The sequence below is a fragment of the Pseudoalteromonas sp. ESRF-bin5 genome (assembly GCF_002632075.1).
In the GTDB taxonomy this organism is placed as follows: domain Bacteria; phylum Pseudomonadota; class Gammaproteobacteria; order Enterobacterales; family Alteromonadaceae; genus Pseudoalteromonas; species Pseudoalteromonas marina.
Genome location: NZ_NTLW01000275.1, coordinates 1 through 12,884, shown reverse-complemented (window position 1 = coordinate 12,884; position 12,884 = coordinate 1). Strand labels below are relative to the sequence as shown.

General features: G+C 39.9%; 9 protein-coding genes. 3 read left to right on the top strand and 6 right to left on the bottom strand.

Annotated features, from left to right (window positions below):
• Positions 1–15: 15 nt before the first annotated feature.
• From BCG07_RS16940 to BCG07_RS16930, 3 genes are all read right to left on the bottom strand, one after another.
• Entirely contained in the window at positions 16–1,014 is a 999-nt protein-coding gene (locus tag BCG07_RS16940; protein ID WP_138740264.1) for a D-Ala-D-Ala carboxypeptidase family metallohydrolase, read from the bottom strand.
• Positions 1,015–1,025: 11 nt separating this feature from the next.
• Positions 1,026–2,351 (bottom strand): L,D-transpeptidase family protein, encoded by a 1,326-nt coding sequence (locus BCG07_RS16935; protein ID WP_243532885.1) that lies wholly within the window; start codon positions 2,349–2,351, stop codon positions 1,026–1,028.
• A gap of 208 nt (positions 2,352–2,559) precedes the next feature.
• On the bottom strand, positions 2,560–3,537 hold the full coding sequence (locus BCG07_RS16930) for a DNA topoisomerase IB (RefSeq protein WP_243532883.1): 978 nt from the start codon (positions 3,535–3,537) through the stop codon (positions 2,560–2,562).
• A 188-nt stretch (positions 3,538–3,725) separates the two neighbouring features.
• Between BCG07_RS16930 and BCG07_RS16925 the strand changes: the two genes are divergently transcribed.
• Together BCG07_RS16925 and purU are read left to right on the top strand one after the other, a co-directional pair.
• The gene (locus BCG07_RS16925; RefSeq protein WP_243532881.1) at positions 3,726–5,612 is read left to right on the top strand and encodes a hypothetical protein; all 1,887 of its coding nucleotides are present in this window, start codon (positions 3,726–3,728) and stop codon (positions 5,610–5,612) included.
• A gap of 197 nt (positions 5,613–5,809) precedes the next feature.
• A complete protein-coding gene (gene purU, locus BCG07_RS16920) occupies positions 5,810–6,640 on the top strand; it encodes a formyltetrahydrofolate deformylase (protein WP_010555843.1) in 831 nt (276 codons plus the stop codon).
• Between the two features lie 89 nt (positions 6,641–6,729).
• On the opposite strand, the gene BCG07_RS16915 is transcribed toward purU, so the two are convergent.
• From BCG07_RS16915 to acs, 3 genes are all read right to left on the bottom strand, one after another.
• Positions 6,730–8,319 (bottom strand): AbgT family transporter, encoded by a 1,590-nt coding sequence (locus BCG07_RS16915; RefSeq protein WP_286891222.1) that lies wholly within the window; start codon positions 8,317–8,319, stop codon positions 6,730–6,732.
• Between the two features lie 371 nt (positions 8,320–8,690).
• The gene (locus tag BCG07_RS16910; RefSeq protein ID WP_006791970.1) at positions 8,691–9,344 is read right to left on the bottom strand and encodes a response regulator transcription factor; all 654 of its coding nucleotides are present in this window, start codon (positions 9,342–9,344) and stop codon (positions 8,691–8,693) included.
• A 95-nt stretch (positions 9,345–9,439) separates the two neighbouring features.
• The gene (acs, locus tag BCG07_RS16905; protein ID WP_286891219.1) at positions 9,440–11,380 is read right to left on the bottom strand and encodes an acetate--CoA ligase; all 1,941 of its coding nucleotides are present in this window, start codon (positions 11,378–11,380) and stop codon (positions 9,440–9,442) included.
• 437 nt (positions 11,381–11,817) lie between these two features.
• On the opposite strand from acs, the gene BCG07_RS16900 reads away from it, so the two are divergent.
• On the top strand, positions 11,818–12,884 hold a 1,067-nt coding region (locus BCG07_RS16900; protein WP_286891217.1), incomplete at its 3' end, for a DcaP family trimeric outer membrane transporter.

Sequence of the window (12,884 nt, the reverse complement as noted above, 5' to 3'; positions counted from 1 at the left end):
TATTAGGTGTAAACTTTATTTACTTACCCAGCGGGCTTTAAAACCGCGCGTATCCACATGTATAAATGCCCCTCGGTGCGGTTTAGGGCCATAAACGCCCAACCCACCTAATAAGCCTTTAAATGATTCGCGTTTGGCTAACGACTCGACAATATTTGCCATCACTTTTGCGTCTTCAATAGTGTATTTTGCATCTTTATTAATATCATCCATACGGTAATTTCCATCGTTATCGATAAAAATATCTGCTGCGTCTCCAAACACATGACGGCTCAGTTTCACATTCCCAATGGCTTTATTGTAATAAGGTGTTCGGTAACCACTCATCACCACCATGTTACTAACTGGAATGCCTTCTAAAATTAGTTCCTTACGAATCATTTCTAACTTTAGCAGCAGTTTATTTTGCAAAAAAAGATACTTGGGATGATTACTTTTTTGCTTACTCACAAATTCTTTTAAAGAAAAATGAGGCGATAATTTGGTACCTTCATTCTCTGGGGTCACTTCAACAAACCCGTCAGGAACAATATAGTGCTTTGAATCTTTAATTTGCGATTGCTTTGGGTAATGCCCTATTTGATAATATTTTAGCTTTCCGCCCTCTACTTTATCGGCAGGTACTTTTACAAACACGTTAATTTTCATGCGCTGTTTTTTATTTGGCGATTCAATTATTACCGATGTTAAGCCGGGAGTATCCGGTGCCTGCCATTGCCAACGGTTAGTATCAGTTAGCATGAACTTTTCATCGCTAATTAATGTGTAAGCATCGGGTGATTGCGCATATAGCACTTCAAATTCAAACTGCTCATTGGGCATTACAAACACCGAAAAAAGTGAGTATGGCATGACAATATCGTTAATTTTTAAACTAAATTCTGCGTCCTCAAAAGCAGGCCTGTTTTGTATATCAACAACCTGATGAGCCGTTTTAGCAGGCTGAGAAGCAAATAAATGCGTACTAAGCAGAGTAGTCAGCATACTGATTAATAAAATACCGATTAATTTCATATTACCTCTCATTATTTACTTTCTAATAATGCTGCAATAACCGACTGGTTATCATTTTTTAGGAGTGCTTTTTGATCGCGTTTGTAAATATCATCTCTAAAATTAACGAGCTTGTTTTCATCCACCCACGCAGTCCAATAAACTAAATGAATGGGTAATGGCTCGTCCAAATAAAATGTTTGTGTGCTGTTTTCATTTCGTGCATCGTTAACTTGTGCCAATGCATGCTCTTCACCTTGGTGTTTAATTATTTCTTGAGCAAGTGAAAAAGGGTCTTCAATTCTTATGCAGCCATGCGATAACGCACGTCTTGTTTGGCTAAAGCGCTGCTTTGCAGGTGTATCATGTACATATATAGCCTCAGGGTTAGGGAACAAATATTTTACTTCACCAAGGGGATTTTTTTCACCCGCACGTTTCACTAAAAAATGGTCAAACTGATAAGGCTTAATTGAATTCCAATCAATATTATTTGGGTTAACTGTTTGTGAGTCTATGTAGCTGTTTTTTCTGATTTCAATATTGTTTTTAACAAGGTAATCAGGGTCTTCTGCTACTTTAGGCGCTATTTCCCTAGTAGCAATTGAGATAGGTATGCGCCACTCAGGGTTAACAACAAATTTTTCTATTTCATCACTAAATGCCGGTGTTTCCCAGCTAGGTTTACCTACAATCACGTTGTTTTGAAGTTTTACATCACCTACTTTCACATAGCGCAACTGATACTCAGGAATATTTACATACACGTACTGTTCATCGCTCGAACCGGCAAAGTTGGTAATGCGATAAAAGTTTAACTTTAACTTATTGAGTTTTTGCTCAGCTGGAATATTAAGTTTAGCAAACGTGTTTTTGCCAACTCGACCGTCAACCTTTAAGCCATGGCGATGTTGAAACTGCTTTACAGCGCGCTCAATATGTTTATCAAAAATGCACGGCGCTTTAGTGCATACGTTAGTGAGTAAATCTTGTTCTTGAAATAAACGCATAGCGAGTAAACTCACCGCTTTACTGTTACTACCTAGTTCAAGCAACTCGCTGGCGGGTAAAGGAATAAACCCACCGCGATTCACTATTTCTTGGTACCAATTAATCGCTTTTTCCGTACGCTTTATTAATTGGGCTGCGTATTGATCAAAGTAATAGCTATCTTTAGTTTGCGTGTAGCGCTGCGAGCTGTAAGTGGTCAGTGAGGAGCTGGCAAGTAAAACACCATCAAGATCATCACTCGCGAATATAGGTGAAGTAAACATGCTTGCTAAGCTCACAAACAAAGCCCCCTTCAAAGTGGCTTTGTTTGATTTGGTAAAACCTTTTTTTGTAAATAGTCCCTTCACGGTGCGCCCCTCGCTAAATAGTGTTGATAAATGCATATGTACTTGCCGTTTAATTATCAACGAGAGTTGCAACGTCGGTGCCAAAAACAAACTCAACACTAAGAAATTGAAAAGGTTAGATTTATTAAAATAAAATCATTTCATTTAAGTTACAATACAAACTACTTGTGTAATAAATATACTCAAGTGTGTAAAGTTGCTATGTCGATTAATCGCTTAAAAACGCTAAAAAACCACGTTCGTATCTGCTTAAATACTTAGTCTTGCGAGGTAACGTAAGTGACTCACGCCACGCATTTTGAGCTGCTTCATCTTCTTTACACAGTGTAATTAAATCAGGGTGAACATAAGATTTGCGTGCTATTGCTGGGGTATTACCTAATTGCTGAGATACACAATCGAGCATGCTTTTTAAGGTAAGTGCGCCTTTGGCTTTAGCTAGCTGCTTAAAAGCAATAACGCTTGCTCGCCAGGTTCTAAAATGTTTTGCACTAAACTCCTCCCCCATAATGTGCTGTATATATAGGTTTATTTCGCTCGATGTTACGTTAGTGCTCTCACCTTCACTTATATACTGAAATAGATGTTGCCCAGGTAAATCTTGTAAGTCTTTAATTACATGGCTTAGTACTCTGTCGGTAATGTTGACCTCACGCTCTTTTCCAGATTTAGCCCGGTATTTTAACTGAATATTTTTCCCAGTCAGCTTTGCGTGTCGGGTGCGTAAGGTTGTAGCGCCAAAGCTTTTGTTTTGTTTTACGTTTCGCTCGTTACCGACTCTAAGTGCCCCTAAGTCCATAAGCCTAACTACAGCCGCTAATGTACGTTCTACATTAAGCTCACTGCCTTGTAAGTCTGACTCCAAGCGAGCTCTCAATAAAGGAAGTTTATGGCCAAATACACCACAAGCCTGGTATTTTTTGGCTTCTTGCTGAGCTCTAAACTCTGGGTGGTATCGGTATTGTTTTCTCCCTTTACTGTCAAATCCTGTCGCTAAAATATGTCCGTTTTCTTCGGGGCAAAACCATGCGCTTTTATACGCAGGCGGAAATGCTAAGCCATTCAAACGCTCAATTACCGCTTCATCTTTTATTACTTTGCCAATAGGATCGAAATACTGCCATTGCTTGTTTTTAAGCTTTCGAGTGATACCAGGTAAATTATCATCCACATAAATTAACTTCATAATCACTGCACTCCGTTTTGATCAATGACAGCCTATAAAACATTTAAACTAACATATTCAAATAACCTTAAACTGAACAATATTATTGATATATAATCAGAAATTAAGCAATAATGTCTTAATGCATGCATTATTTTAGCTATGCTGATATTCCCTTTTTAAGGTTTACTATTTATAAGGAGCATTTGATGGCTTTTGATTACGGATCAATAGATCTTGGACTAAAAAACCCTTTCAAACTAGAAGGTAAAGTAAAAGCAATAAGAGGGCTTATTGAATCTGTTGTTGGCATCAGCTTGCTTGTTATCGCGTCTAGCTCTGTAAAAGAAGATGCAACAGCAGGTTGGATCTTAATGATATTTGGCATGTTAATACTCGCGCTAGGTATTCGTACCTTATCTGGCGGTATTTATGCAACGCTTAAGTACTTCGTAGGTAGAAACCACCCGACATCGTTGGCGTTTAATTTTAGTAAGTCACAAACCTCAACTGCACAAGAAGAAAAAAACGAAGTAGCCTACACTGCGCAAACATTAGAAGAAATGCTTGTTGGTCGCAAAAACAGTACTTTTAAAGAACCGAATGGCTTTTTATCGCGTTTGCTACATAGTTTAGTACCAAAACTATTATTTTTACCCTACCCAATACGTAATGTTGCCCAACGTTTATTTGGCTCATGGATAAGCACACTGGTTGCTCTTATCGCTTACGCATTGGTCGCCTTTGTGTCACTGTCTGGTTTTACCGGTGAAGCTGGCGAACTAGCTTTTCCAATATATAGTGCCATATTAATGTTTTATGTGCTGTTTTCTTGGCGCTCTTCTGGCAAACCTATTTCACGTAATGCAGAAAAGAATATTGAAGCCTTAGGTACTGGTGCTCTTGCTAAAATCATTTCTTTATCCTTTATATTGCCCATTGCTATAGGCCTGTCTATGTCGTGGATAATGCAGGAACAGCGCATAAGCAAACAACAAATAGACAATTGGCTTGAGCAATTACCCAACCTTAACGCGGGCCTCTATTTAACTGCCATTATTATTTTAGCTGCACTTAGTTGTGCACTTGTTTTTGTGATGATTAAAGCGCGTTTAAACGAAGTGACACCAAGCGCTGAAGTATCAGAACTACGTGAAAACTGGCAAGAGTCTGTTCATCCAGATGAAATTTTTATAAATCTTGATAACTTAGTAATGGCTAATCGCCGTTATAAAGAAGTACCTAATAGGGTTTACCGTGAGCTAGATCCTAAATTACAAGAGCAAATTGAAGGTAAAGGCGGCTTTAAAGGTGAAATGATTCAAGAAATCCAACCTAAACTGCACACGATGGATTTAGGTAAGCACTTTAGTCTTTCGCGTTTAATTGCGTTAATTAGCGGTAACTTGCTTTATATTGTAGCGCTTACTTTTACCGTATTGCTTGCCTACTCGTTTATTAATATTTACCACTATATTGATGCAGCAAATATAAATAACATTGAGCAAGCGTTTAATAATCAAAATATTATTGAGTTTAGTGAACTGTTAATGGCAAGTGTTCACTTATTACTGATTGGTGTATTAATTAAAGCCTTTGCCCAGTTGCTAAGCAACAGCGCACACTTGTTTTTTGCCGAAATGCAATTTGAATCTTTACTGGTATATTTTAAATGCGAAGGCACATTTACTGAGTCAAAAATATCAACAGGTACAGGTATTCACGATAGCACTCGTTCAGAAAACACCTTAGTGCGCAGCAGCATAACACCTTGGGTGATTGTTTCACGTGTCGTTTCGACAACCTTTGCCGCAACAGGTATGAAAAACCTTGAGCATCCTCGCCATATTATGGAAATGCACAAAGATGAAGGTCAATTACAAGCAATCAAAAAAGATGTAATCGCCTTTTTGAAAGACCGCGAATCCATAGCCTCTATTACGAGTGAACGCGATTTAGGTAATGCATCTCAACTACACCAGTTGAATCAACAAACTCGCGCAATGCCTATGCAACCTACTCTAACTAAAGACGATGAAGAAGCCGCTGGCTTTTTACGTCAAGAAGACGACTTGGCGTCTGAGCCAAAAAAATAGCATTTTCAGATAAATGCCACCTGTATAATTGGGTGGCATTTTTTATTTACCTAAATATGACCCACCGCTATGTAACGTCTAAATTAAACTAAAAGCGTGCAATAACATGATTAATATTTGATTAGCCCACAAAGCCCTTGCTTTATGTTTTAAAACACAAATAATGAAACATTAATCACAGGGTAAGAATGAGGAAAATGAGTTACATACTAACCACCCAATGTGCCGACGATGTGGGCTTAATTGCTAAAATCACCGGGCTTTGTCATCAAAATAACTTGAACATTACTCGGAATAACGAATTTGTAGACAAAGACGCCAAACGTTTTTTTATGCGCACTGAGCTGACGGGGCAACCACAAAGTGACTTTTTAGAGCAGCTACGCGCTTTATTACCTGAAGGCGCCAAACTTGCATTGCACGACGATGCAAAAACTAAAGTGGTGCTGCTTGCCACCAAAGAAGCACACTGCTTAGGTGGTATGCTATTAAAACAGTTTGAGCAAACACTTAATATTGAAGTGCTCGCTGTTATTGCTAACTACCCTGATTTAGAACCACTTGCGAAAGGATTTGGTGTGCCATTTCATGTGGTATCGCATGTTGGGCTAAGCCGAAGTGAACATGACCAACAAGTAGGCGATTTAATTGCTAGTTATAACCCAGATATAATTGGTTTAGCCAAATATATGCGTATTTTAAGCCCTGAATTTGTAGGCCGGTTTGACGGTAAAATCATTAATATACACCACTCTTTTTTACCTGCATTTATTGGTGCAAAGCCGTACCACCAGGCATTTGAGCGCGGCGTAAAAATTATTGGTGCCACGGCTCACTTTGTAAATAATGAATTAGATGAAGGCCCAATTATTTTGCAAGACGTGACAAGTGTTACGCATGCTAACACGGCTGAAATGATGGCAAAAATGGGTAAAGACGTTGAAAAAACAGTTTTTTGTAAAGCGTTGCAACTCGCTTCAGAGCACAAGCTATTTATAAATGGTAATAAAACCGTGGTGTTTAGCTAGGACGCGTTAACCTTTGTGGTTATATCACGCTCATTTGCTAAAAAAAGCCAGCTAAGCTGGCTTTTTTATTGTTCGCGTAAAATAAGTAATTACGGTGTGTAATACGTAGGAGACTCAGGCCCTACAGGCATACCCAGTAAAAATACCCACACATAAAACAAAATGACCCAGCCAATAAAAAATATAATGCTGTATGGCAGCATGGTGGCAACCAGCGTACCTATCCCCATATCTTTTTTGTACTTAACAGCCACAGCAAGGATTAAACCAAAGTAACTCATCATCGGGGTTATTAAGTTTGTTACCGAGTCACCAATACGGTAAGCCGCTTGAATAGTTTCTGGCGCGTAACCGATTAGCATAAGCATAGGAACAAAAATAGGCGCTGTAATCGCCCATTGCGCTGACGACGAGCCTAAGCTTAGGTTTACTAGTGCACACATTAAAATAAACAATACAAATACTTCAGGGCCTGTCAGGTTTAAAGCTTGTAAAAGCGCCGCACCATTTATAGCTAAAATAGTGCCTAAATTAGTCCACTTAAAGAATGCTACAAACTGAGCCGCAAAAAATACCAAAACAATATATAACCCCATCGAGCTCATACTTTTACTCATGGCGTTAATAACATCCTTATCGTTTTTCATAGTGCCAACAACACGACCATATACAAAACCAGGAATACTAAATGTCACAAAAATAATAACCACAATCCCTTTTAAAAAAGGAGAGCCCGCAACTTCACCGGTTGCAGGGTTTCGTAAAATGCCATCGTCAGGAACGATGGTCCATGCAAGTAATAAAGAAACTGCGAGTAAAGAAATGCCAGCCCATTTTAGACCTGATTTTTCTTGTTGAGTAAGGGTGTCTATGCTGTTTTGAGACAGATCAATACCGGCTTCGTCTGGGTTATATTTACCTAAACGTGGCTCAACTATTTTTTCAGTTACTAAAGTACCTAGTACTGAAATTAATAGTACCGATATCATCATAAAATACCAGTTTGCCTCTGCGCCAACAACATAGGTTGGATCGATCATTTGAGCCGCAGGAGTTGTAATACCAGCAAGAAGTGGGTCAATAGTTCCTAATAATAAGTTAGCACTATAGCCACCCGACACGCCTGCAAATGCAGCGGCAAGGCCAGCTAAAGGATGACGTCCTAAACTGTGAAAAATCATCGCTGCGAGTGGTATTAAAACCACATAACCTAGCTCTGAGGCGGTATTAGACATAATAGCGGCAAACACCACCATAAACGTAACTAAACGTTTAGAAGCGCCCATTACCATGCCTCGCATGGCTGCAGAGAGCAAACCCGAGTGCTCAGCAACGCTTACACCAAGTAGTGCAACCAACACGGTACCTAAGGGTGCAAACCCCGTAAAGTTAGTGACAAGCCCAGCCATAATGCGCTGTAAACCTTCAGCGCTTAATAAGCTTACGACTTCAATAACGCCATCAGCGTCGCGCCCTGGCGCACCTACTGGGCGAGGGTCTATCGCACTTAATCCAAACCAATCTGCAATACCGCTAAACACAACAATTGCCACTGCAAATATTGCAAATAGTGTAATTGGATGAGGCAGCATATTGCCTAAAAATTCGACGGTGGCTAAAAACCGATTAAACAACCCCTTATTTGGGTTGTTGCTAGGTGTGTGTGTGGAGTCTGTCATACCCTGCTCTTAAAGTTATAAAATTGCCGTAACCTAGCATTATTTGTAATTTAGATCATGTATAAAAGGTGAATGGTTTGTGAGTAAAGCTAAATAACACAAAAGCAGGGATATGTTGACCTTTTGTAATTAATTACGCCGTTTAATGTTAGACAAAGCAAAAGGGATAGGTATTAAGCGTGTTTTTCATAAGTGAAAAGATAAAAAAGCATAAGTGCTAAGCAGACGCTGCCTAAAGGGGTTAACCTACGCCTGCCCTAAATTAAATGCGTTTCAAATCATAGCCGACAATATTCCAATGCGCTAAAATGCCAATTCAAAATAGCGAGTAAAATATAACGGTAATAAATCGCTTCAAAACCCTTAAACCATTATTGAGCAGGCTCAATAGGCTCTAGTTGTAATTTAGCAGCGATCAGTACGGCTTGCGTGCGGTTATAGACACCGAGCTTTCTAAAAATCGCGGTAATGTGTGCTTTTACTGTTGCTTCTGAAATATGCAACTCATAAGCAATTTGCTTATTGAGTAATCCTTCATGCAAATATTGTAAAACGCGGTATTGCTGAGGTGTAAGAGAAGCGACTTGCGCTGCTATTTCTCTGTCTTCACCTTCAATTTCGGCTACTTTGTTTTTAAGCTCTTTTGGCAGCCATGTATCACCTTCAAGTATTTGGTTAATTGCATTGGCAATATCGTCCGATGACGATGATTTGGGAATGAACCCCATAGCACCATAACCCATGACTTTAGAAACAATATTAACGTCTTCACTGCCTGAAACCACAGCAATCGGTAAACTTGGGTACTCTTCTCGGATACGAATAAGACCATACAAATCACCATTACCTGGCATATGAAGGTCTAGCAGTAATATATCAAGATCTTCTTGCTCGCTTAGCACTTGCAATGTGCTATCAAAATCTGACGACTCGAACACTTCTAGCCCTTCAAATTTTGCACTCAGTGCGCCCTTTAGTGCTTCACGAAATAACGGATGATCGTCCGCTATTAAAAACTGACTCATGGTTCACTCCTAAAAATTCGGCTGATACTTATTACTAAGTAACAGCCGATATACTACGTTTAGAATTAACTTGTAATCAAGCTTTTAACGCGTATTTATCGATTTAATCGATTATCGATAAGTTCATCCACTACCGACGGATCAGCAAGGGTTGACGTATCACCCAATTGCTCGTGCTCATTGGCAGCAATTTTGCGCAAAATTCGACGCATTATTTTACCTGAGCGTGTTTTAGGTAAACCCGGAGACCATTGAATCATATCTGGAGAGGCTATTGGGCTGAGCTCTTTACGAACCCAATTACGAACCGCTGTTGTAAGCTCATCACTCACCGTGACCCCTTCGTTAGGCGTAATATAAACATAAATGCCTTGGCCTTTGATATTATGCGGGTAACCTACTACTGCAGCCTCTGCCACAGCTTCATGGGCAACTAATGCGCTTTCTATTTCAGCAGTGCCTAAACGGTGCCCCGATACATTGAGTACATCATCAACACGCCCTGTTATCCAGTAATAGCTATCTTCATCACGACGACAACCATCACCGGTAAAGTAAACGCCAGGGTATGCACTAAAGTAAGTTTGTTCAAAACGCTCATGGTCGCCATAAACGGTACGCGCTTGTGATGGCCAGCTATCTAAAATAACTAAATTGCCGTCAACCGCGCCCTCTAGTGTATTTCCCTCTGCATCATAAAGTGCCGGAGCAATACCAAAAAATGGATGGGTTGCAGAACCCGGCTTCGTGTCTGTAGCACCAGGTAGTGGCGTGATCATAATGCCACCTGTTTCTGTTTGCCACCAGGTATCCACAATTGGACAATTAGATTTACCTATACTCTCGTAGTACCAGTTCCATGCCTCTGGGTTAATTGGCTCACCTACTGAACCCAAAATACGTAAACTATCGCGATGTGAAGTTGCGGTAGGCTCATCACCTTTGGCCATTAATGCTCGAATCGCTGTAGGCGCAGTATATAAAATAGTGACACCATGCTTATCAACCACCTCACCCATTCTTCCTGCGCTTGGGTATGTAGGTACGCCTTCAAATACAACTTGTGTACACCCATTCACCAGCGGTCCGTATGCAATATAACTGTGCCCAGTGATCCAACCTACATCGGCACTACACCAATACACATCATCATCTTGTAAATCAAATACGTACTCGTGAGTCATTGACGCATAAACTAAGTAACCGCCAGTTGTGTGTACAACCCCTTTAGGTTGGCCTGTTGAACCTGATGTATACAAAATAAATAGCGGATCTTCTGCGTTCATTGGCTCTGGTTCACACTGTGCTGGTAAGTCAGCGACTAAGTCGTGCCACCAAATATCGTGATCGTGCCAATCAACTTCACCACCTGTTAACTGATGTACAATCACGTGCTCAATAGTGGTTACAGAATCTTGTAATACGGCTTCATCAACATTCGCTTTTAATGGCACGCAGTTACCTGCACGTCGGCCTTCATCTGATGTAATGACCACTTTAGCACCAGAGTCTTTAATACGGTCAGCGATTGCCGAAGGTGAAAAGCCACCAAATACAACTGAGTGAATTGCACCAATGCGAGCACACGCCTGCATAGCGTAAATAGCCTGCGGGGTCATTGGCATGTAAATAGCAACTCGGTCACCTTTTTGCACACCTAGCTTTTTTAAACCATTAGCAAATTTGGCCACTTCATCGTGTAATTGCTGATACGTAATATTTTCGCTTTGTGACGGGTCATCACCTTCCCAAATAAGTGCAATTTTATCGGCTTTGGTTTTTAAATGACGATCAATACAATTATAAGAGGCATTTAAGAAACCATCTTCATACCATTTGATACTGATGTGCCCTTTATCAAAAGAGGTGTTTTTAACTTTAGTATAAGGAGTAGACCAATCGAGGCGTTGCCCATGCTCTCGCCAGAAGCTTTCGGGGTCATTAATTGACTGCTGGTACATCGAATTATATTTTTTTTTATCAACGAGTGTTGTGTCTTTTATATGATTAGGAACAGGATAGATACTTTGTGACATCTTAGTCTCCGTTTAAATTACTTGCCTTAGGCTCTTAACAAGGATTACTCAGCAGTGCTTTATTAAGTATTAGACCTTAGTTGTACTCGCCTCCATATTACTAATTTGTACTATATAATTAATAAGCTTAAATATTTTTACCTAAACAATACATGATGTTAAATAAGGGTAGCAAAAGATTACTTCACTGTTAAACCTTAGTCTTATAGACCAATAGATAATTGAGTAAACACTGCACATATCTAAAGTATTTGTGTTGAACAATTAAGCAAATCTAAAAACTATTGCATGCATTGTTTAAAAATTAAAAGAATATTTATTAACACTGAACAGACTCACACTACTTATTTTTATTCGTAATCTATACCTGTAGCAAGTATTGGCAAAAACGAGTAAAAAATTATAAACAACAAGTAGCCTAAACAAGGGATACCAGTATGAAAATAACTCCATTAAAAACACTCGCAGCAAGTGCTGTTTTATGTGCACTATCAAGCACTACTTATGCGGCTACAGCTGCAAAGATTGGTGACACAGAGTTCACTTACGGCGGATATATTAAACTCGACACTATGTGGAGTGATTATTCAGCGGGTGCCTCTGCTGGTACAAGCGTTGGTCGTGACTTTTATGTACCGAGTACTTTAACTGTAGGTGATGATGACAGCTCAGACGCAGTGTTTGATATGCATGCGCGTCAATCGCGTTTTAATTTTGGTACGTCGACCTTGCTGGATAACGGTAAAAAAATTAACAGCAAGATTGAAATTGATTTTCTTGCCTCAGCCGCAGGTGGTAATGAACGCGTATCAAACTCTTTCGCTCCACGCATCCGCCACGCTTTTATAACCTACGACGGATGGTTATTTGGCCAAACATGGTCAAACTTTCAAAACGTAGGCGCTCTTCCTGAAACGTTAGACTTTGTAGGGCCTGCTGAAGGCACAGTGTTTGTTCGCCAAGCTCAAATTAAATACACAACAGGTGCGTGGTCTTTCTCATTAGAAAACCCTGAAAGCACAATCACAACAACAGGCGGAGCACGCGTTGCAACTGATGATGCTTCGCTTCCTGATTTTACCGCACGATACACACACAAAGCAGACTGGGGTAACCTTGTTGTAACCGCACTTGCTCGCCAATTAACGTATAAAGTGGGCGGTATTGATGCTGATGAAACGTCATTTGGCGTAAGTGCATCGGGTATGTTTAAAGTAGGCGACGACAACATTAAATTTATGCTGACACAAGGTAAAGGTTTAGGCCGATATGTAGGCCTAAATGTTGCTCATGGTGCCGTACTCAATGGTGATGAGTTAGATGCAATCGACTCAACGTCTGGCTTTGTTGCTTATCAGCATAAATGGAGCAGCCAATGGCGTTCAACATTCCTTTACTCATTCTTTTCAGCTGACAACAACACTGATTTGTTGAGCATTTCAGGTGATCCAACTGAATCAACGCAAAGCTATAGCGCAAATATTTTATACTCTCCGGTTAAACG